This window comes from Burkholderia sp. AU18528 (assembly GCF_002223215.2).
Lineage (GTDB): Bacteria > Pseudomonadota > Gammaproteobacteria > Burkholderiales > Burkholderiaceae > Burkholderia > Burkholderia semiarida.
The window spans coordinates 1-20,699 of sequence record NZ_NKFC02000004.1 but is presented as its reverse complement, the minus strand read 5'-3'; the positions used below and the strand labels follow the sequence as shown (position 1 = coordinate 20,699).

Annotated in this window: 15 protein-coding genes and 2 rRNA genes; 1 reads left to right on the top strand and 16 read right to left on the bottom strand. The window is 66.0% G+C overall.

Annotated elements, in window-relative coordinates; all coding sequences use genetic code 11:
* Positions 1-27 precede the first annotated feature (27 nt).
* The 12 genes from murC to coq7 form a co-directional block, all read right to left on the bottom strand.
* Positions 28-1,425, bottom strand: coding sequence for a UDP-N-acetylmuramate--L-alanine ligase (gene murC / locus CFB52_RS02605; RefSeq protein WP_059580845.1), 1,398 nt, complete (start codon positions 1,423-1,425; stop codon positions 28-30).
* Positions 1,422-2,525, bottom strand: coding sequence for an undecaprenyldiphospho-muramoylpentapeptide beta-N-acetylglucosaminyltransferase (gene murG / locus CFB52_RS02600; RefSeq protein ID WP_099316049.1), 1,104 nt, complete (start codon positions 2,523-2,525; stop codon positions 1,422-1,424). Before murG ends, murC begins: the two co-directional genes overlap by 4 nt.
* Before the next feature lie 121 nt (positions 2,526-2,646).
* Positions 2,647-3,930, bottom strand: coding sequence for a putative lipid II flippase FtsW (gene ftsW / locus CFB52_RS02595; RefSeq protein WP_059580840.1), 1,284 nt, complete (start codon positions 3,928-3,930; stop codon positions 2,647-2,649).
* On the bottom strand, positions 3,927-5,435 hold the full coding sequence (gene murD, locus CFB52_RS02590) for a UDP-N-acetylmuramoyl-L-alanine--D-glutamate ligase (RefSeq protein ID WP_099316048.1): 1,509 nt from the start codon (positions 5,433-5,435) through the stop codon (positions 3,927-3,929). Before murD ends, ftsW begins: the two co-directional genes overlap by 4 nt.
* Positions 5,436-5,463: 28 nt before the next feature.
* On the bottom strand, positions 5,464-6,633 hold the full coding sequence (gene mraY / locus CFB52_RS02585; protein ID WP_006477019.1) for a phospho-N-acetylmuramoyl-pentapeptide-transferase: 1,170 nt from the start codon (positions 6,631-6,633) through the stop codon (positions 5,464-5,466).
* A gap of 16 nt (positions 6,634-6,649) precedes the next feature.
* A complete protein-coding gene (murF, locus tag CFB52_RS02580) occupies positions 6,650-8,056 on the bottom strand; it encodes a UDP-N-acetylmuramoyl-tripeptide--D-alanyl-D-alanine ligase (protein ID WP_099316047.1) in 1,407 nt (468 codons plus the stop codon).
* Positions 8,053-9,591, bottom strand: a complete 1,539-nt coding sequence (locus CFB52_RS02575; protein WP_059580831.1) for a UDP-N-acetylmuramoyl-L-alanyl-D-glutamate--2,6-diaminopimelate ligase — start codon at positions 9,589-9,591, stop codon at positions 8,053-8,055. The genes murF and CFB52_RS02575 overlap by 4 nt, the downstream gene beginning before the upstream one ends.
* Positions 9,588-11,435, bottom strand: coding sequence for a penicillin-binding protein 2 (locus CFB52_RS02570; protein ID WP_059580829.1), 1,848 nt, complete (start codon positions 11,433-11,435; stop codon positions 9,588-9,590). The genes CFB52_RS02575 and CFB52_RS02570 overlap by 4 nt, the downstream gene beginning before the upstream one ends.
* Positions 11,432-11,773, bottom strand: coding sequence for a cell division protein FtsL (gene ftsL / locus CFB52_RS02565; RefSeq protein ID WP_099316046.1), 342 nt, complete (start codon positions 11,771-11,773; stop codon positions 11,432-11,434). The genes CFB52_RS02570 and ftsL overlap by 4 nt, the downstream gene beginning before the upstream one ends.
* The gene (rsmH, locus tag CFB52_RS02560) at positions 11,770-12,711 is read right to left on the bottom strand and encodes a 16S rRNA (cytosine(1402)-N(4))-methyltransferase RsmH (protein ID WP_059581194.1); all 942 of its coding nucleotides are present in this window, start codon (positions 12,709-12,711) and stop codon (positions 11,770-11,772) included. The genes ftsL and rsmH overlap by 4 nt, the downstream gene beginning before the upstream one ends.
* A 23-nt stretch (positions 12,712-12,734) precedes the next feature.
* Positions 12,735-13,163, bottom strand: a complete 429-nt coding sequence (mraZ, locus tag CFB52_RS02555) for a division/cell wall cluster transcriptional repressor MraZ (RefSeq protein ID WP_006487094.1) — start codon at positions 13,161-13,163, stop codon at positions 12,735-12,737.
* Positions 13,164-13,549: 386 nt separating this feature from the next.
* Positions 13,550-14,176: a 2-polyprenyl-3-methyl-6-methoxy-1,4-benzoquinone monooxygenase gene (coq7, locus tag CFB52_RS02550; protein WP_059580823.1), complete on the bottom strand. Its 627-nt coding sequence runs from the start codon at positions 14,174-14,176 to the stop codon at positions 13,550-13,552.
* Between the two features lie 276 nt (positions 14,177-14,452).
* Between coq7 and CFB52_RS02545 the strand changes: the two genes are divergently transcribed.
* Complete coding sequence (locus CFB52_RS02545) at positions 14,453-15,604, top strand: porin (protein WP_099316045.1); 1,152 nt, start codon at positions 14,453-14,455, stop codon at positions 15,602-15,604.
* 288 nt (positions 15,605-15,892) lie between these two features.
* Here the strand turns inward: CFB52_RS02545 and CFB52_RS02535 are convergent, their stop codons facing one another.
* The 4 genes from CFB52_RS02535 to CFB52_RS02515 form a co-directional block, all read right to left on the bottom strand.
* Positions 15,893-17,566: a long-chain fatty acid--CoA ligase gene (locus CFB52_RS02535; RefSeq protein ID WP_059580818.1), complete on the bottom strand. Its 1,674-nt coding sequence runs from the start codon at positions 17,564-17,566 to the stop codon at positions 15,893-15,895.
* Positions 17,567-17,703: 137 nt separating this feature from the next.
* Positions 17,704-19,779, bottom strand: a complete 2,076-nt coding sequence (locus tag CFB52_RS02530) for a molybdopterin-dependent oxidoreductase (protein WP_099316043.1) — start codon at positions 19,777-19,779, stop codon at positions 17,704-17,706.
* Between the two features lie 379 nt (positions 19,780-20,158).
* Positions 20,159-20,271, bottom strand: a 5S ribosomal RNA gene (gene rrf / locus CFB52_RS02525).
* Between the two features lie 189 nt (positions 20,272-20,460).
* Positions 20,461-20,699 (bottom strand): 23S ribosomal RNA (locus CFB52_RS02515); the annotation flags it as partial.

Here is a 20,699-nt window from a genome sequence, read left to right as displayed (position 1 = left end):
CGAAGTAAGCGTGGGAGTCGTTTCATGTCATGCCTTCTGTTCAGTGTGTTGCACGAGCTTCGCCGGCACGCCGCCGATCGAACCCGCGCCCATCGTGATCACCACGTCGCCGTTCTGCGCGACTTTCGCCAATGCGTCCGGCACGTCGTCGACCGTCGCGACGAACACCGGGTCGACCTTGCCCGCCGCGCGCAGCGCACGCGACAGCGCGTCGCCGCTGGCTGTCGGGATCGCGGCCTCGCCGGCAGCGTAGACTTCCGTCAGCACCAGCGCATCGACCGTCGACAGCACGTTGACGAAATCGTCGAAGCAGTCGCGCGTGCGCGTGTAGCGGTGCGGCTGGAACGCCAGCACGAGGCGGCGGCCCGGGAACGCACCGCGCGCGGCCGCGATCGTCGCGGCCATCTCGACCGGGTGATGACCGTAGTCGTCGATCAGCGTGTACTGGCCGCCGTCCGCGCTCGGCACTTCGCCGTAACGCTGGAAGCGCCGGCCGACGCCGTTGAATTCCGCCAGCGCCAGCTGGATCGCGTCGTCCGACACGCCGAGATCGGTCGCGATCGCGATCGCCGCGAGTGCGTTCTGCACATTGTGCAGGCCGGGCATGTTCAGCACCACCGCGAGCGGCGCGCGACCTTCACGGATCACGTTGAAATGCATCCGGCCGTCGCGCGCGTCGATGTCCTCCGCGCGCACCTGCGCGTCCGGCGACAGGCCGTAGCGCACGACCGGCTTCGAAATGAACGGAATGATCTGCCGCACGTTCGGATCGTCGACGCACACCACCGCGCTGCCGTAGAACGGCAGGCGCTGCGTGAATTCGATGAACGCCTGCTTGAGCCGCGCGAAATCGTGGCCGTAGGTGTCCATGTGGTCGGCGTCGATGTTCGTGATGACTTCGATCACCGGATACAGGTTCAGGAACGACGCGTCCGACTCGTCGGCCTCGGCGACGATGAAATCGCCCGTGCCGAGCCGTGCATTCGCGCCGGCGCTGATCAGCCGGCCGCCGATCACGAACGTCGGGTCCAGCCCGCCCGCCGCGAGCACGCTCGCGACGAGGCTCGTCGTCGTGGTCTTGCCGTGCGTGCCGGCGATCGCGATGCCCTGCTTCAGGCGCATCAGCTCCGCCAGCATCACCGCGCGCTGCACGATCGGCACGCCCTGGTGGCGAGCGGCCAGCACTTCCGGATTGTCCGAACGCACGGCCGTCGACACGACGACCGCGTTCGCGCCCTCGATGTTCGCCGCGTCGTGGCCGATCGCGATCCGCGCGCCCAGCGCCGCGAGGCGATCGGTCACCGCGTTGCGCGACAGGTCCGAGCCGCTGACCGCGTAGCCGAGGTTGACGAGCACTTCGGCGATGCCGCTCATGCCCGCGCCGCCGATCCCGACGAAATGAATGTGTTTGACGATGTGTTTCATTGCAGTTGTTCCAGGTTCGCGCCGGCCGCCTTCGCGCACACACGCGCGACTTCGTCGGTGGCCTCGGGCTTCGCGAGCGAGCGCGAACGTTCCGCCATCTCCGCGAGCGATGCCCGCGACTGGCCGCGCAGCCAGTCGGCGAGCAGTTCCGCCGACAGGTCGCGTTGTTGCACCAGCACGGCCGCGCCCGCATCGGCGAGGAACGCGGCGTTGGTCGTCTGGTGATCGTCGACCGCGTACGGGAACGGCACGAATAGCGCCGCCACGCCCACCGCCGCGATCTCCGACACCGTCATCGCGCCCGACCGGCAGATCACCAGATCCGCCGCCGCATACGCGGCCGCCATGTCGTCGATGAACGGCACGAGCCGCACGTCTTCGCCGGCCGCGAAACCGGCCGCTTCGTAATTCGCCTTCAATGCATCGATGTGCTTCACGCCGGCCTGGTGCACGACGCGCGGGCGCTCGCCCGGCGCCAGCAGCGCCAGCGCGCGCGGCACGACTTCGTTCAGCGCGGCCGCCCCGAGGCTGCCGCCGACGACCAGCACGTTCAGCGGGCCGCTGCGCGACGCATAGCGCGCCTGGGGCGGCTCGGTGTGCGCAAGTTCCGCGCGAATCGGGTTGCCCGTCCATTCCGCGTGCGGCAGCGCGCCGGGGAACGCGACGAGCACGCGCTTCGCGAGTTTCGCGAGCACCTTGTTCGTCAGGCCCGCGATCGAATTCTGTTCATGCAGCACGAGCGGACGCCCCGACAGCGCGGTCATCACGCCCGCCGGGAACGTGATGTAGCCGCCCATCCCGAGCACGACGTCCGGCCGCACGCGGCGCAGCGCGCCGAGGCTCTGCCAGCATGCGCGCAGCAGGTTGACCGGCAGCGTCAGCTTGGTCATCAGGCCCTTGCCGCGCAGCCCGCCGAACCGCACGTACTCCATCGGAATGCCGTGCTTCGGCACGAGCGTCGCTTCCATCCCGGCCGGATTGCCGAGCCATACGACGCGCCAGCCCGCCGCTTCCATCCGGTGCGCGACCGCGAGCCCCGGGAACACGTGGCCCCCGGTGCCGCCTGCCATCACCATCAGCGTGCGTTGCGACGCGGTCATACCTTCCCTCCCCGCATCAGCAAGAATGAACGCATGTTTTGGCTACGGCCGCTTCGCTTGACTTCGCGCGCTTCGCGCACGAAGTTAGCCTTCACCGAAATCGCGTACTGACGCGGGGAGGTCATACCTTCCCTCCCCGCATCAGTACGCGATTTTCGTAATCGACCCGCAGCAGCACCGCGAGCGCGACGCAGTTCAGCAAAATGCCCGAACCGCCGTAGCTCACGAGCGGCAGCGTCAGGCCCTTGGTCGGCAGCAGCCCAAGGTTCACGCCCATGTTGATGAACGTCTGCGCGCCGAACCAGATGCCGATGCCCTTCGCCATCAGGCCCGCGAACGTGCGATCGAGCGCGAGCGCCTGGCGGCCGATCTCGAACGCGCGGCGCACGATCCAGTAGAACAGCAGAATCACGACCAGCACGCCGATGAAACCGAGCTCCTCGCCGATCACCGCGAGGATGAAGTCGGTATGCGCTTCCGGCAGGTAGTTCAGCTTCTCGACGCTACCGCCGAGACCGACGCCGAACCATTCGCCGCGGCCGAACGCGATCAGCGAGTGCGTGAGCTGGTAGGCCTTGCCCTGCGCGTAGCGTTCGTCCCACGGATCGAGATACGCGAAGATCCGCTCGCGACGCCACGGCGACAGCCACACGAGCATCGTGAACGTGCCGACCGCCGTCGCGACGAGGCCGCCGAACAGCTTGCCGTTCACGCCGCCGAGGAACAGCACGCCCATCGCGATCGCGGCGACCACCATGAACGCGCCCATGTCGGGCTCGAGCAGCAGCAGCGCGCCGACGAGACCGACCGCGAACGCCATCGGCAGGAAGCCCTTCGCGAAGCTCTGCATGTATTCCTGCTTGCGCACCGTGTAGTTCGCCGCGTAAATCGTCACCGCGAGCTTCATGATTTCCGACGGCTGCATGTTCGTGATGCCGAGCGGAATCCAGCGGCGCGCACCGTTCACGCCCTTGCCGACGTGCGGGATCAGCACGATCACGAGGCCGACGAGCGCGATCAGGAAAAGATGCGGCGCGTATTTATCCCAGGTCGACACCGGCACGCGGAACGCGATCACCGCCGCGCCGAACGCGACGCCGAGCGACACGCAGTGGCGCATCAGGAACGCGTAATCGTGATACGACGCGTATTTTGGCGAATCGGGCATCGCGATCGACGCCGAATACACCATCACGACGCCGAGCCCGAGCAGCGCGATCGCGACCCACAGCAGCGAATAGTCGAAATCGAGCATCCGCGAACGGGTCGGACGCACGCCGTTGACGACGCTGGCGAGGCCGCCCGTCGCGGCGCGCGTGGCCGATGCGACGCGGCCGCCCGCGGCGTTGCCGCCGGTGTCGCGTCGGTCGTTGAAACGGGAGACGAGGCGATCGGACCAGCTCATGGCGTCGCTCCTTTGTCGATGGCGATGGCGTCGACCGCCGCGCGGAACACTTCCGCGCGATGGGCGTAGTTCCTGAACATGTCGAGGCTCGCGCACGCGGGCGACAGCAGCACCGCATCGCCCGGCTCGGCCAGCTCGGCCGCCGCGCGCACCGCGCCTTCGAGCGTCGCGTGGTCGGCGAGCGGCACGCCCGTTTCGGCGAGCGTGTCGCGCAGCGCCGGCGCGTCGCGGCCGATCAGCATCACCGCGCGGCACCAGCGCGCGACCGGCGCGACGAGCGGCGCGAAATCCTGCCCCTTGCCGTCGCCGCCCGCGATCAGCACGGTCTTCTGCGCGAGCCCGTCGAGCGCGGCCACCGTCGCGCCGACGTTCGTCCCCTTGCTATCGTCGACGTAGTCGACGTCGTCGATCGTCGCGATCACTTCGACGCGATGCGCTTCGCCGCGGTATTCGCGCAGCGCGTGCAGCAGCGGCGCGGCCGGCAGATCGATCGCGCGAGCGAGCGCAAACGCGGCCAGCGCGTTCGCGGCGTTGTGCAGCCCGCGGATGCGCAGCGCGTCGGCCGGCATCAGGCGCTTCTGCGCGATGTCGGGCGTGTGCGCGGCGTCGCGCTTGCGCCGGCGGGTCGTCGCCTCATCCGGCGCGTCGCGATCGACGGCCTCCACCAGCCACGCGATGCCGTTGTCGCGCGACAGCCCGTAGTCGCCGTCCTGCGTCGGCTCGTTCAGGCCGAACGTGACCGTGCGCGGCGCGTCGGCCGCGCCGGCTGCCGGCGCGAACTTCATCACGGCCGCGTCGTCGCGGTTCAGCACGCGCGTCGTCGTCGCGCCGAAGATCCGGCCCTTTGCCTGCGCGTACGCGTCGAAGCTGCCGTGCCAGTCGAGGTGGTCCTGCGTGATGTTGAGGATCGCGGCCGCATCGGGCGCGAACGTGCGTGCGGTCTCGAGCTGGAAGCTCGACAGTTCGAGCACCCAGACGTCCGGCAACGCGGTTTCGTCGATCGCGCTCGCGAGCCGGTCGAGCATCGCCGGGCTGATGTTGCCCGCGACCGCGACCTTCTTGCCCGAGCGCTGGCACAGCAGGCCCGTGAGGCTCGTCGTCGTGGTCTTGCCGTTGGTGCCGGTAATCGCGAGCACCTTCGGCTGGTAGCCGCTCGTGCCGAGCGCGCGCAGCGCCTGCGCGAAGAATTCCAGCTCGCCCCATACCGCGATGCCGCGCTCGTTCGCGGCCGCGACCAGCGCCGCGAGCGCCGGCTCCAGCGGCGACAGCCCGGGGCTCAGCCCGACGATCTCGACGCCGCCGTCGAGCAGCGCGGGCGTGAACGCCCCGCCGACGAATTCCGCGTCGATGCCTTCGGCCTGCAGCGCGGCAAGGTTCGGCGGCGCCTCGCGGGTATCGGCAATACGCAGCCGGCACCCGTGCCTCGCGCACCATCGCGCGATCGCGAGACCCGATTCCCCGAGCCCCAGTACGAGCACCATCGGCCGTTGCCGATCTCCAAACATCTCGCCAGACATCCTTGTTACCTTTCCTTTACCGCAGCTTGAGGGTGGTCAGACCGAACAGGCACAGCATCAGCGTGATGATCCAGAAACGCACGACCACCTGCGTTTCCTTCCAGCCGGACAATTCGAAATGGTGATGCAGCGGCGCCATCTTCAGCAGGCGCCGGCCTTCGCCATAACGCTTCTTCGTGTACTTGAACCACGACACCTGCAGCATCACCGACAGCGTTTCCGCGACGAAGATGCCGCCCATGATGAACAGCACGATTTCCTGGCGCACGATCACCGCGACCGTGCCGAGCGCGCCGCCCAGCGCCAGCGCGCCGACGTCGCCCATGAACACCTGCGCGGGGTGCGTGTTGTACCAAAGGAACGCGAGCCCGGCTCCGCCCATCGCGGAACAGAAGATCAGCAGTTCGCCCGCGCCGGGGATGTGCGGAAACAGCAGGTATTTTGAATAGACCGCACTGCCCATCACGTACGCGAACACACCCAGCGACGCGCCGACCAGCACGACCGGCATGATCACGAGGCCGTCGAGGCCGTCGGTGAGGTTCACCGCGTTGCTCGCGCCGACGATCACGAAGTAGGTCAGCACGATGAAGCCCCACACGCCGAGCGGGTAGCTGATCGACTTCAGGAACGGCAGCATCAGGTCGGCGCGCGCCGGCAGCCCCATCGACAGGCCGCTCCTCACCCACGCCATGAACAGGTCGAACACGCGCACGTTGTTCGCCTCGGACACGCTGAACGCGAGATAGACGGCCGCGAACAGTCCGATCACCGACTGCCAGAAATACTTCTCGCGCGACGACATCCCGCGCGGGTCCTTGTGGACGACCTTGCGGTAATCGTCGACCCAGCCGATCACGCCGAAACCGAACGTGACGAGCATCACGATCCAGATGAAACGGTTCGTCAGGTCGCCCCACAGCAGCGTCGCGACCGCGATGCCGATCAGGATCAGCACGCCGCCCATCGTCGGCGTGCCGGACTTGACGAGGTGGGTCTGCGGGCCGTCCTTGCGCACGGCCTGCCCGACCTTCATTTGCGTCAGCTTGCGGATCACCCACGGTCCGCACACGAGCCCGATCCCGAGCGCGGTGATGGTGGCCATCACCGCACGGAACGTGAGGTACGTGAACAAGCGCAAAAAGCTTGCGTCTCCTTGCAGCCATTGCGCCAGCGCCAGCAGCATGCTTCCTTCCTTCTACTCAGTGTGCGGCGGGCACCGTGCCCGCCGCGGGTTGGTTCGTCAGCGCGTCGACCACGCGCTCCATCTTCATGTACCGCGAGCCCTTCACGAGCACCGTCGCCTGCGCGCCGTAACCGGCCGCGAGCAGCGCCGACACGAGCGCGCCGACGTCGCCGAAATGGCGTGCGGTGTCGCCGTAGGCCGTGCACGCGTCGCGTGATGCGTCGCCGAGCGCGAACAGCGCGTCGATCCCGCGTTCGCGCGCGTACGCGCCGATCTCGCGGTGGAAGGCCGGCCCTTCATCGCCGACCTCGCCCATGTCGCCGATCACCAGCACGCGCGGCGCCGGATGCGCGGCGAGCACGTCGATCGCGGCGCGCATCGAATCGGGGTTCGCGTTGTAGGTATCGTCGACGACCGTCGCGCCGGCGAGGCTGCCGACGCTCGCCTGCTTCACCTGCAGCCGGCCCTTGACCGGTTCGAACGATTCGAGCCCCTGCCGGATCGCCGACAGCGCGACGCCGGCGCCGAGCGCAGCGGCCGTCGCGGCGAGTGCGTTGCGCGCGTTGTGTTCGCCGAGCGCGCGCAGCCGCACCGTGACGGCACCCGCCGGCGTGTCGATCGCGAGTTCGCCGCCGTGCAGGCGACCGACGACCTGCGCGTCGTTCTGCCGTTCGGCGTCGTGCAGCGCGAAATCGAGGATCCGGTTGCCGGTCGCCGCGACGCGCCAGATGCTTGCGTACGCGTCGTCGGCCGGGAACACCGCGACGCCGTCCGGCGGCAGCGCATGGATCACGGCTGCGTGTTCGAGCGCGACGGCTTCGACCGTCGCCATGAATTCCTGGTGCTCGCGCTGCGCGTTGTTGACGAGCGCCACCGTCGGCGCGGTAAGACGCGCGAGGACTTCGGTTTCGCCCGGGTGGTTCATGCCGATCTCGATCACCGCGAGACGATGCGCGGCCGACAGGCGCAGCAGCGTCAGCGGCAGGCCGACATCGTTGTTCAGGTTGCCGGCCGTCGCGAGCCGCGCGTCGGCGCCTACCGCCGCCGCGAAGATCGACGCGATCATTTCCTTGACGGTCGTCTTGCCGTTGCTGCCCGTCACCGCGACGAGCGGCAGCGGGAACCGCATGCGCCAGCCATGCGCGAGCGCGCCGAGCGCGGCGCGCGTTTCGCCGCCTTCGATCATCGGCATCGCGATGCCCGCCGGCGCGTGCGCGACGAGCGCCGCGGCCGCTCCGCGCGCGGCGACGTCGCCGAGAAAGTCGTGCGCGTCGAAGCGCTCGCCCTTCAGCGCGACGAACAGGTCGCCCGGACCGACCGTGCGGCTGTCGGTCGACACGCGATCGAACGTAACACCCGCGTCGCCGTGGATGGTGGCGCCGGGAATCAGGCGGGCGGCTTCGCCGAGACTGAGCATCGTCATTCGGCGCCTCCCTTGCCGTGCGTCGCGCGCGCCGCGAGCGCGAGCCGTGCGTGGTCCTGGTCGGAGAATGCGCGTTTCTTGCCCATGATTTCCTGCGTGGCCTCGTGGCCCTTGCCGGCCAGCACGACGACGTCCTCGCGTGCGGCACCGCGCACGGCCTGCAGGATCGCGCTCGCGCGATCCTCGATACGGCGTGCGCGATCGGGTGCGGTCATGCCCGCGACGACCTGATCGATGATGCGCTGCGGATCTTCGCTGCGCGGGTTGTCGCTCGTGACGACTGCTTCGTCGGCAAGCCGCTCCACGATCGCGCCCATCAGCGGGCGCTTCGTCGCATCGCGATCGCCGCCGCAGCCGAACATGCAAATCAGCCGGCCACCGCGCGCCGCGGCGATCGGGCGCAGCGCATCGAGCGTCTTTTCGAGCGCATCGGGCGTGTGTGCGTAGTCGATCACCACGAGCGGTTCGTCGTTCTGCAGCCGGCCGCCAAGCCGCTGCATCCGGCCGTTGACCGACTCGAGCCGCTCGATCTCGGCGAGTGCCGCGTCGAACGGCACGTCGGCCGCGAGCAGCGAACCGAGCACGGCAAGCAGGTTGCTGACGTTGAACGTGCCGAGCGTGCCGACCTCGACGTCCGCGTCGCCCCACGACGAACGCAGGCGGAATGCGGTACCCGTCGCGGTGGCGCGCACGTCGAGCGCGACCAGCGCGCGATCGGCGTCGGGCGCCGGTGCGTCGCCGATTCCGTACGCGATCGTGCGCACGCGGCCGGCCAGTTTCTCGAGCAGGCGGCGGCCTGCCGCGTCGTCGCGGTTGATCACCGCCGCGCGCAGGCCGCGCCATGCGAACAGCTTCGCCTTCGCGGCCTCGTACGCATCGAACGTGCCGTGATAGTCGAGGTGATCCTGCGTGAGGTTCGTAAACACCGCGATGTCGAACGCCGTTCCGTTCACGCGCCCCTGGTGCAGCGCGTGCGACGATACTTCCATCGCCACGGCCTGCGCGCCCGCGTCGCGCAATTGCGCGAGGCTGCGCTGCAGCTGCGGCGCGTCGGGCGTCGTGAAGCCCGTCGGCACGAGCTGGCCGGGCATCCCGGTGCCGAGCGTGCCGATCACCGCGCACGGCTCGCGCAGCGCCGTCAGTGCGGTGGCGATCCATTGCGTGCACGACGTCTTGCCGTTCGTGCCCGTGACACCGATCGCGAGCAGGCTGTCGCTCGGATCGCCGTACCAGCCGCTGGCGATCTCGCCGGCGAGTTGATCGAGCGCCGGCACCGCGAGCGCGACGGGTACGGCCGGCGCGTCGACCAGCCCTTCCGGCTGATACAGCACGGCGGCCGCGCCGCGTGCGACGGCGTCGGCCATGAAAGCGCGGTTATCTGCCCCGTCGACCGCATACGCGACGAACACGTCGCCAGCCTCGAGGCTGCGCGTGTCGGCATGCAGTTGCGCCGCGGGGGCCACATGCTGACGCAGCCACGCGAGCGCGGCTGCGATCTGCTGATGCGCCGGATGGGAACTGCGGGCGGCGCTCATCGAACAACTCCTGGTGAATTACGGGTCGTGCTGGATACGATCATATGCTTCGCGCCGCCCCCCGTAGCCAGCTTTTGCGGGCCTTTTGCGGCGGCGGAATCCGGCGAATCGCCGGACACGACGAGCTGCTTGATCGGCATGTTCGGCGGGACGTTCAACGCGCGCATCGTGTCGCCGGCGATCGCCGAGAATACGGGGCCCGACACCTGGCCACCGAAGTGGCTGCCGGCCGTCGGCTCGTCGACCGACACCGCGATCACGACGCGCGGGTTCGGCATCGGCGCCATCCCGACGAACGACGCGCGGTACTTGCGCGTGTAGCCGTGGCCTTCGTGCTTGTACGCGGTGCCGCTCTTGCCGCCGACGCGATAGCCCGGCACGGCCGCATCCGGCGACGTGCCGCCCGGCGCGACGACCGTCTCGAGCATCGCGCGTACTTCGCGCGCGGTGGTCGGGTTGAACACCTGCGTGCCCGCGATCGGCTGGTTGGGGTCGGTCTTGAAAATGGTCACGGGCATCAGCTCGCCGTCGTGCGCGATCGCCGTATACGCCCGCGCGAGCTGGAACAGCGACACCGACAGCCCGTAGCCGTACGACATCGTCGCCTGCTCGATGCGGCGCCAGCTCTTCCACGGCCGCAGGCGGCCGGCCACCGCGCCCGGGAAGCCGACCTTCGGCGCCTGGCCGAGGCCGATGCTCGTATACATGTTCCACATTTCCTCGGGCCGCATCGTCATCGCGATCTTCGTCGCGCCGATGTTGCTCGACTTCTGGATCACGCCGCCGACCGTCAGCGTGCCGAAGCCGGCGTCATCGGTAATCGGCGCGCCGTCGAGCACGAAATGCCCGTTGCCCGTCTCGACGAGCGTGTTCGGCGTCACGCGGTGCAAGTCGAGCGCGAGCGATACCGTAAACGGCTTCATGATCGAGCCTGGCTCGAACACGTCGGTCATGATCCGGTTGCGCAACTGCTCGCCGGTCATGCGCGAGCGGTCGTTCGGGTTGTACGTCGGATAGTTGACGAGCGCGAGCACTTCGCCGGTACGCACGTCGACGACCATCGCCGCGCCGGCCTTCGCCTTGAACTTCTCGACGGCGGCCTTCAGGTTCGCGTACGCGATGTACTGGATCTTGCTGTCGATCGACAGGTCGACGTCGGTGCCGTTGTGCGGCGGGATCTGCTCGGCGACATCCTCGACGATGTGCCCCATCCGGTCCTTGATCACGCGACGCATGCCCGACGTGCCGGACAGCATCTTCTGGTCGCCCAGCTCGACGCCTTCCTGCCCTTCGTCCTCGACGTTCGTGAAGCCGATCAGGTGAGCGGTGATCTCGCCTTCCGGGTAGAAGCGCTTGTACTCGTTGCGCTGATAGATGCCGGGAATGTCGAGCGCGGCGACCTTGTCCGCGACGTCGATCGGCACCTGGCGCTTCACATAGACGAAGCCCTTGTCTTCCGACAGCTTCACGCGCAGTTCCTTCGGCGTCATGCCGAGGAGCTTGCCGAGCTGGTTGATCTTGTCGGCGTCGAGATCGTCCGGCACCGCGTCGGGAATCGCCCAGATCGCGCGCACGGGCAGGCTCGTCGCGAGCACGAGCCCGTTGCGGTCGAGGATCTTGCCGCGCGTCGCGGGCAGTTCGATCGTGCGCTGGTAGCGGCTTTCGCCCTGCTTCTGATAGAACGCGTTGCCGGGCCCCTGGATCCAGAACGCCCGCGCGGCCAGCGCGACGAACGCCATGAACAGTAGGAACACGACGAGCTTCGAGCGCCACATCGGCAGATGCACGCCCAGCACCGGGCTCGACGAGAACTTCACGTTCTGGCGCTTCGGGGACGGCTTCATCGCGTGCCTCCCTTGCCCTTGCCGGCCGTGTCGGCCGACGCCGGGATCGGCGCGTCGATCGCCTTCGCGGCGCCCGGCGGCAGCGTCAGGTATTGCGTGCGGCCCGTCGAGATCGCCTGCATCTTCAGCGAATCGTTCGCGAGCTGCTCGATGCGCGACGTCTTCGACAGCGCGCTCTGCTGATATTGAAGCTGCGCGTAGTCCTGCTGGAGCTGACGCTCCTGCGACTGCGCGCGCTGCAGCTGGATGAAGATCTGGCGTTGCTGGTTCGTCGAGTTGACGACCGACAGCGCGCAACCCATCACGATGATCAGCAGGAAGATATTGAGGCGGCTCATGGTGTGACGCGCTCCGCGATGCGCATCACGGCCGAGCGGGCGCGCGGATTCGCGGCGACTTCCGCGTCGCTCGGAAACTGGCGGCTGATGATCTTGAGCGGCGGGCTCGGGAGATCGACGGCACGGATCGGCAGGCGACGATCGACCGCAGGCGCACTCGCGTGCGCCTGCATGAATCGCTTGACGATCCGGTCCTCGAGTGAATGAAAGCTGATGACCACCAGCCGCCCCCCTTGCTCCAGCAACGACAGTGCCGCGTCTAGTACGACTTGCAGGTCCGCAAGCTCTTGATTGACGTGAATCCGTATAGCCTGAAAGGTGCGGGTTGCCGGATCCTTGCCCTTCTCACGGGTTTTGACGACGTGACCCACGATTTGGGCAAGCTCGCCCGTGGTGTCGAGAGGCCCAAGACGGTCGGACTCTGCCCGGCGAGCAACAAGCGCCTTTGCAATCTGAAAAGCAAACCGTTCTTCCCCATAATCCCGTATCACCTCCGTCAATTCCTGCACCGAAGCCCGCGCGAGCCATTCGGCCGCCGACTCGCCACGCGTCGGATCCATTCGCATGTCCAGCGGACCATCGGCGCGGAAACTGAAGCCGCGCGCCGGATCGTCCACCTGCGGCGAGGACACGCCCAGGTCCAGCAACACCCCCGACACCTTCTCGACGCCGCGCGCCGCAAGCGCGTCGCGCATCGATGCAAAGCTGTCATGCACGATCGAGAAGCGCGCATCCTCGATGCCCTGCGCCGTCTCGATCGCCCTCGGATCCTTGTCGAACGCGATCAGCCGCCCGGCCGCCGCCAGCCGCGCGAGCACCGCGCGGCTGTGACCGCCGCGCCCGAACGTGCCGTCGACATACACGCCGTCCGGCCGCGTCACGAGCGACTCGACCGCCTCATCCAACAGCACCGTCCGATGCCGCAATTCATTTCCCATCGCGGGCGTCTCCGTCACCGCAATCAGAACGTGAAATTCTTCAGCGCGTCGGGCATGCCCTGCGCCATCGCTGCCTGCTCCTTCGCGTTGTAGGTCTGCGAATCCCACAGCTCGAAGTGACTACCCATTCCCAACAACATGACTTCCTTTTCCAGTCCGGCTGCCATGCGCAGCTCGGGCGATACGAGAATCCGGCCCGCGCTGTCGAGATCGACATCCATCGCATTGCCGAGAAAAATTCGCCGCCACCAGTGCGCGTCCATCGGCAGCGCGGCGATCTTGGCGCGGAACACTTCCCATTCGGGGCGCGGAAACAGCAACAGGCAGCCGTCCGGGTGCTTGGTCACAGTCACCCGTCCTTCTGCCTGTCCTTGCAGCGCTTCGCGATAGCGAGCCGGCACCGACATCCGCCCTTTCGCATCGAGCGTCAGCGCCGACGCCCCTTGGAACACTTTCCGCTCTCCCGTTCAGGGCACCGAAGCACCCGCTCAATGCTGAGAATTTAGCCGGAACAGCCTGCTAAATCACACAAAAATACACTTTCTCACACTGTCTCCCACTTTAGTGGAAGGGTGTGGCACGGTCAAGGGAGCGGCCCGCTTTTTTGACGAATTTTGTTAGTTAGAACAAGGACTTACGCGCACAAGCTCATGCGACCCCTCATACCAAAAACCGTTATAAATGAATGAGCTAGTGCAACTTGTGAAGGTGATACGTGAGAAAGACGGGCCAGACGGGCGTGCGGACGGGGCTTTCGGGGGCGGGAAAACGAGGAGTAGGCGGGCGATACCGGAGGCGGCGAACCGGGGCGACGTCCCACGCCGCCCCGGCGCAAATCTCAGAGATAGTACGCGGTGCTCGTCATGACTTTCGACGCGGCACGCATCAGCATCCGCGCGGGCAGCGGCAGCTCGATCCCGCCGGCGTCGGTCGCGGCCTTCCCGTGCTTCACTTCGTCGATCCGCATCTGGTCGACGATGGCGCGCGACGCGGCGTCGGTGGCCGGCAACTCCGACATGTGACCTTCGAGATGGCTCTCGACCTGCCGCTCCGTCTCGGCCATGAAGCCGAGGCTGACCTTGTCGCCGAGGGTGCCGGCCGCCACGCCGATCGCGAGCGCGCCGGCATACCACAGCGGGTTCAGCAGGCTCGGCCGCGAGTCGAGTTCCTTCAGCCGGTGCGCGGTCCACGCGAGGTGATCCTCCTCCTCGCGCGCGGCCTCCTCGAACATCGCCTTCGCCGACGCCGTGCGCGCGGTGAGCTTCTGCGCCTGGTAGAGCGCCTGCGCGCAGACCTCGCCGACGTGGTTCACACGCATCAGTCCGGCCGCGTGCGTGCGCTCGGCGAGCGTCAGTTCGACGTCCGGCGCATCGGCCGGCACGGGCACCGGCCGGCTCATCCGGCTAATGCCGGTCAGCGATCGCAGGCCACGATCGAATTCGCTGATCAGTTCATCCAACACCATCCTGTTCTCCTGGCTGCAGGTGCCGCTGCGCGCGGCAAAGGCACGAGTCCGCTGCGTAACCGACTTGATTATTCAGCGGAAATTGCGGTTAACCCGTGATTTTAACCATTGTTGCATAAAGGAAACATGGCGACCTTGAGCAGCAGCATTTCGCTTTGTGGCAAAAATCGGCTTTGCTACATTACGTCCGACTTCTTGCGAAGTTGATGGGGCTCGTCGACAGAACATAACTATCCGCCCCGTCAAAAAAATTCAGTGATTCTTGGAGATCCGCTAATGAAAAAGTCGCTTCTCGCGCTCGTCGCGCTGGGCGCGTTCGCTGGCGCTGCCCATGCGCAAAGCAGCGTGACGCTTTACGGCATCATCGATGAAGGCTTCCTCTTCAACAACAACGCAGGCGGCAAGCACCTGTACGGCCTCGCCAGCGGCGTGATGCAAGGCAGCCGCTTCGGCCTGCGCGGCACCGAAGATCTCGGTGGCGGCCTGAAGGCGATCTTCACCCTCGAAAACGGTTTCGACGTGAACAGCGGCAGGCTCGGTCAGGGCGGCCTGATGTTCGGTCGTCAGGCTTACGTCGGCCTGTCGAGCCCGTACGGTACGGTCACGCTGGGTCGTCAGTACGACTCCGTCGTCGACTTCGTCGGCCCGCTCGAGGCAGGCGACCAGTGGGGCGGCTACATCGCCGCTCACCCGGGCGACCTCGACAACTTCAACAACGCGTATCGCGTGAACAACGCGGTCAAGTTCACGAGCGCGAACTACGGCGGCCTCACGTTCGGCGGCCTGTACAGCTTCGGCGGTCAGGCGGGCCAGTTCTCGAAGAACCAGGTCTGGTCGCTCGGCGCCGGCTACACCAACGGCCCGTTGGTGTTGGGCGTCGGTTACTTGAACGCACGCACGCCGAACCAGTTCGGCGGCATGTTCAACAACGGCTCGACGTCTTCGTCGGTCTCGTCGCCGATCTACGGCGCGTACGCGAACAACGCGAACACGTACCAGGTCATCGGCGCGGGCGGTGCCTACACGTTCGGCGCGGCGACGATCGGTGCGACGTACTCGAACACGAAGTTCAAGGGCTTCTCGGCGGGCCCGTTCGTGAACCAGACCGCGACGTTCAACAACGGCGAAATCAACTTCAAGTACCAGTTGACCCCGGCGTTGATCCTCGGCGCGGCGTACGACTACACGCAAGGCAGCAAGATCGACGGCAACTCGGCGGCCAAGTACCACCAGGGCTCGCTGGGCGTCGACTACTTCCTGTCGAAGCGCACCGACGTCTACGCGATCGGCGTGTACCAGCACGCATCGGGCAACGTGCTCGATTCGAACGGCAACGTCCTGAAGGCAACGGCAGCGATCAACGGTCTGGCCGGGTCGAGCACGAGCAATCAGGTCGCGGCACGCGTCGGTATCCGTCACAAGTTCTAATCAGCTTGTCTGACAAGCCGCGGCATATTGAAGGCGCCTTCGGGCGCCTTTTTCTTTTCCGGGGCGGCGGGGAGGCCGGCGGGTGGCGGGGCGGCGGCAGTGGGTCGAGCGGGTCGACGGTAGACGTACGTCGTGGCGCGCCGTCCCTTCCCCCCGACCGTCAGGCCGAAACGCGAGGCTTGCCGCGGTCTCCCGCACGTAGCGCGCGCTTCCGTCATCCAGCCCGCCCCACAGACAAAAAACCCGGCAAGTGCCGGGCTTTCTCGTTCGATCGCATCGTTGCGCGCGTTACGCGCGTCCGTCGCGCAGTTCGCGCCGCAGGATCTTGCCGACGTTCGTCTTCGGCAGCTCCGTGCGGAACTCGACCAGCTTCGGCCGCTTGTACCCGGTGAGCCGCTCCTTGCAATAGGCGAGGATGTCCTTGTCGGTCAGCGCCGGATCCTTTTTCACGACGAACAGCTTCACGGCTTCGCCGGAATGCTCGTCCGGCACGCCGACCGCCGCCACCTCGAATACGCCCGGATGCGACGCCACCACGTCCTCGACTTCATTCGGATACACGTTGAAGCCGGATACGAGAATCATGTCCTTCTTGCGATCGACGATCTTCACGTAGCCGCGCGCATCCATCACGCCGACATCGCCCGTCTTGAAGAAGCCGTCCGCGAACATGACCTTCGCGGTCTCATCCGGCCGGTTCCAGTAGCCGGCCATCACCTGCGGTCCGCGGATGCAGATCTCGCCGGGTTCGCCGAGCGGGACGTCGTTGCCGGCATCGTCGCGGATCGCGACTTCGGTCGACGGCAGCGGCAGACCAATCGTGCCGCTGTATTCGGTCGCCGTCACGGGGTTGCAGGTGGCCACCGGCGACGTTTCGGACAACCCGTATCCTTCGATGATCGCGGTGCCGGTCTTTTCATACCAGCGCTTCGCCACGCCTTCCTGGATCGCCATGCCGCCACCGTTGGCGATCACGAGCTTCGACAGGTCGAGCTGACCGAATTCGGGATGGTTCAGCAGCGCGTTGTACAGCGTGTTGACGGCCGGAATCGTCGAGATCTGGTAGCCCTTCAGCTCCTTGATCATGCCGGCGATGTCGCGCGGGTTCGGAATCAGGATGCCCATGCCGCCCGTGCGCATCGTCAGGAAACCGCAGACGGTCAGCGCGAACACGTGATACAGCGGCAGTGCGACGACCGTCACGAACTGTTTCACGTCCGGGAATTTCTCATGAGCCGGATGGTGCCAGGCGCCCGCCTGCAGCACGTTCGACACGATGTTCCGGTGCAGCAGCGTCGCCCCCTTCGCGACGCCGGTCGTACCACCCGTGTACTGCAGGAACGCGACGTCGTCGGGGCCGATTTTCTGCGGCTTGAACGTCTGCCGCGCGCCTTCGGACAGCGCGGCCTTGAAGCGCGTGAACGACGGCAGTTGCCACGCCGGCACCATCTTCTTCACGTTGCGCACGACGTAATTGACGAGCCATCCCTTGATGCCCAGCAGGTCGCCCATCGATGCGACGACCACGTGCTTGACGGCCGTATTGGCGATGACGGCCTGCAGCGTCGACGCGAAATTCTCCAGGATGACGATCGCCTCGGCACCACTGTCCTTCAGTTGATGCTCGAGCTCGCGCGGCGTATAGAGCGGATTGACGTTGACCACGGTATAGCCGGCGCGCAATACCGCGGCGATCGTCACCGGGTATTGCAGCACGTTCGGCATCATGATCGCGACGCGCGCCCCGCGTGCCAGACCGCGGGATTGCAGCCACGCACCGAACTCGCGCGACAGCGTGTCGAGTTCGCCGTACGTGATGCCCTTGCCCATGCAGACGAACGCGGTACGGTCCCGATACTGACGGAAGCTCTCGTCGAGCAGGTCAGGGACAGACGGATAAGGCGAGGAGTCAATTTCGGCTGGAACGCCGGGTGGGTACGATTTCAGCCAAATTTTGTCCATACCGCGCGTCTCCTCACAGATTTTCGAATGGTCGTGCTAAAACGCATCCTAACGGCTCCCCCGCCCCGAGACAACAGGGTTAGATGTCCACTTCGAACTTCCCTATCGATATCGTCTGATCATACGGCAATAATCGATCAAATCCGCTCAACTTCCACAAGACAATCGTAAAACGTCGCCGAATTGCCCAGATCGGTCAGCGCCTGGCTCGTCACTTCGTTCGCGTTCCTGCCGTCCGGCGACAGCTTCTTCCACCAGATCGACAACCCGACGACCAGCCCGGCACGCGCACGATCGGTAATTCGCGCGAGCGCCTGCATCGAGCCGCGGTCATTGAAGATGCGGACGACGTCGCCCTCCGCGATGCCGCGCGCGCGGGCGTCGGACGGGTGCATGTCGAGATGCGGCTCGCCTTCCGTCGAACGCAGGCTGTCGACGTTCACGAACGTGCTGTTCAGGAAGTGGCGGGCCGGCGGCGAAATCATCGCCAGCGGATAGCGTGCGGCGAGCTCGGGCGCGGCCTCGGCCGACTCGAACGGCGGCAGGTAGTCGGGGACGGGGTCCTTGCCCATCTGCTCGAGCCGCGGGCTGTAGAACTCGCACTTTCCCGAAGGCGTGCGGAAGCCGCCGTTCGCGAACGGCGCGTCCGGCAGCTTGAGCTTCAGCCAGCCGGCCTGCTTCAGCGTGTCCCAGTCGCTGTCGAGCGCCGGATCGTCCCAGCGAAGCGCCGCGCGCGCGACCTCTTCGTCGCTGTGATAGAGCGCGGGCTCGTCGAGTCCCATACTGCGTGCGATCCCGCGAAAGATCTCCGTGTTCGGCCGCGCGTCGCCCACCGGCGGAATCGCCGGCAGGTTTGCCATCACGTAGGTGTGGCCGTACGACTTATGGACATCCAGATGTTCGAGCTGCGTGGTCGCCGGCAAGACAATGTCGGCGAAATCGGCCGTATCTGTCTTGAAGTGCTCTAGAACGACCGTGAACAGATCGTCGCGTGCGAAGCCTGCGGCGACCTTCGACGAATCGGGCGCGACCGCGACCGGATTCGAGTTGTACACGATCACCGCTTCGACTTTCGGCCCGAATGTCGCGTCGCCCGGGTGCAGCAACGCGTCGCCGATCGCATTCATGTTGATGATGCGCGGCAGCTTGTGCGGCCAACCCGGCATCAGATCCGGACGCAGCAGCGCCGCTTGGTTGACCGGTGCGGATTCCGACGACGAGAGCAGCAGCCCACCGGCCCGATCGCGCCATGCCCCGGTCAACGCCGGCAGGCTGGCGATCGCGCGCACGGCATTGCCGCCGCCGCGAACGCGCTGCATGCCGTAGTTGAGGCGGATCGAAGCCTTGCGGGTGGCGCCGTAGCGACGCGCAAGATCGATCAGTTCCGATGGGTCGATGCCGCAGATCTGCGCAACGCGTTCCGGCGGATAGGACATGGCGCGCGCCTTGAGCGCGTCGAAGCCGAGCGTATGGTCGGCGATGTAACCGTGATCGAGCAGGTTTTCGGTAATCAGCACATGCATCATGCCGAGCGCAAACGCGCCATCGGTACCGGGCTTCAATGCGATGTGCTGGTGGCATTTCTCCGCGGTCAGCGAACGATACGGGTCGATCGCGACAAGACGCGCGCCCCGGCGCTTCGCTTCCTGCGCGCGGGTCCAGAAGTGCAGGCTCGATGCAATCGGATTCGCGCCCCATATCAGAATCAGCTCGCTTTCCTCGAAGTACTCGAGATGCATGCCGACGTTGCCGCCGTACGTATATCGCAACCCCGCTGCGCCGGCTGCCGAGCAGATCGTGCGCTCGAGCCGCGAGGCGCCGAGCTTGTGAAAAAAGCGCTGCGCGATGCCCTCGCCTTGCACGAGCCCCATCGTTCCCGCATAGCTGTATGGCACGATCGCCTCCGGCGCGCGCGCGGCGATTTCACCGAGTCGACGTCCAATCTCGTCGAACGCCTCGCTCCAGCTGATTGGCACGAAACGCCCTTCCCCCTTGGCACCGACACGCTTGAGCGGGACAGTGAGGCGGTCGGGATGATGAACGCGATCCGCGTATCGGCTGACTTTCGTACACAACACGCCCTGCGTCGGCGGATGGTCGGGATCGCCCGTGACCTTGATCGCCTTGCCATTTTCGACGGTTACACGCATTGCGCATGTGTCCGGACAATCATGCGGGCAAACGGCCCGGGCTACTTGGGTGGCGGCGTTCATGGTCTTGAATGCAGAGATGGGGATTCGCAAATTTTACGTGGACACGCTGAATAACGCGTTCATTTCGCACCGATTGGGGATTATCTGACCGAAGACCAAGTGGAGGTGCCGGGTGCGGTGGAGGGAAAGCAACCGCACTGGACTGCTTGCCGGTGAGGCGCTTCAAAGCAAATGCGACCTTGATCGGAGATACGGCCAGTATGCGGCTGAATCACTAGAGATGGCAGCCATTGGGAGAATCGACGCCGCGATCGATGTGTCGGACGGGAAGTTCACTCAGGTAGGTCACCTTGGCAACGCTTTGCCCGTCCGCGTGCATTTCCATCGCTGAAATGCAAAAACCCCCGCCTTGTCGGGCGGGGGTTTTTGGCTTGAGGGAGCCTGACGATTACCTACTTTCACACGGGAATCCGCACTATCATCGGCGTAGAGTCGTTTCACGGTCCTGTTCGGGATGGGAAGGGGTGGGACCGACTCGCTATGGTCATCAGGCAAAGGGGGTTGTTCTGCTGGCATGGCCAACAGAACCAATCTTGGAAGAAGCAGTAATTTTGATTTGGGTTGTGAGCTGTATCTCACACGTACGCGGTACTTCAACCGTCGTACGTCGAGTGCCTTGCACTCGACGCTCGATGTCCGTAAGCGCTAAAGCGCTAACGGGCATCGAGACAGACTTGTTATAGGATCAAGCCTTACGGGCAATTAGTATCGGTTAGCTGAACGCATTACTGCGCTTACACACCCGACCTATCAACGTCCTGGTCTCGAACGACCCTTCAAGGAGGTCTAGCCTCCAGGGATATCTCATCTTAAGGCGAGTTTCCCGCTTAGATGCTTTCAGCGGTTATCTCTTCCGAACATAGCTACCCGGCGATGCCACTGGCGTGACAACCGGTACACCAGAGGTTCGTCCACTCCGG

Coding starts and splice junctions, on each gene's coding strand:
- murC (WP_059580845.1), bottom strand. CDS start 1,425: ATGAAACACATCGTCAAACACATTCATTTCGTCGGGATCGGCGGCGCG.
- murG (WP_099316049.1), bottom strand. CDS start 2,525: ATGACCGCGTCGCAACGCACGCTGATGGTGATGGCAGGCGGCACCGGG.
- ftsW (WP_059580840.1), bottom strand. CDS start 3,930: ATGAGCTGGTCCGATCGCCTCGTCTCCCGTTTCAACGACCGACGCGAC.
- murD (WP_099316048.1), bottom strand. CDS start 5,435: ATGTTTGGAGATCGGCAACGGCCGATGGTGCTCGTACTGGGGCTCGGG.
- mraY (WP_006477019.1), bottom strand. CDS start 6,633: ATGCTGCTGGCGCTGGCGCAATGGCTGCAAGGAGACGCAAGCTTTTTG.
- murF (WP_099316047.1), bottom strand. CDS start 8,056: ATGACGATGCTCAGTCTCGGCGAAGCCGCCCGCCTGATTCCCGGCGCC.
- CFB52_RS02575 (WP_059580831.1), bottom strand. CDS start 9,591: ATGAGCGCCGCCCGCAGTTCCCATCCGGCGCATCAGCAGATCGCAGCC.
- CFB52_RS02570 (WP_059580829.1), bottom strand. CDS start 11,435: ATGAAGCCGTCCCCGAAGCGCCAGAACGTGAAGTTCTCGTCGAGCCCG.
- ftsL (WP_099316046.1), bottom strand. CDS start 11,773: ATGAGCCGCCTCAATATCTTCCTGCTGATCATCGTGATGGGTTGCGCG.
- rsmH (WP_059581194.1), bottom strand. CDS start 12,711: ATGGGAAATGAATTGCGGCATCGGACGGTGCTGTTGGATGAGGCGGTC.
- coq7 (WP_059580823.1), bottom strand. CDS start 14,176: ATGGTGTTGGATGAACTGATCAGCGAATTCGATCGTGGCCTGCGATCG.
- CFB52_RS02545 (WP_099316045.1), top strand. CDS start 14,453: ATGAAAAAGTCGCTTCTCGCGCTCGTCGCGCTGGGCGCGTTCGCTGGC.
- CFB52_RS02535 (WP_059580818.1), bottom strand. CDS start 17,566: ATGGACAAAATTTGGCTGAAATCGTACCCACCCGGCGTTCCAGCCGAA.
- CFB52_RS02530 (WP_099316043.1), bottom strand. CDS start 19,779: ATGAACGCCGCCACCCAAGTAGCCCGGGCCGTTTGCCCGCATGATTGT.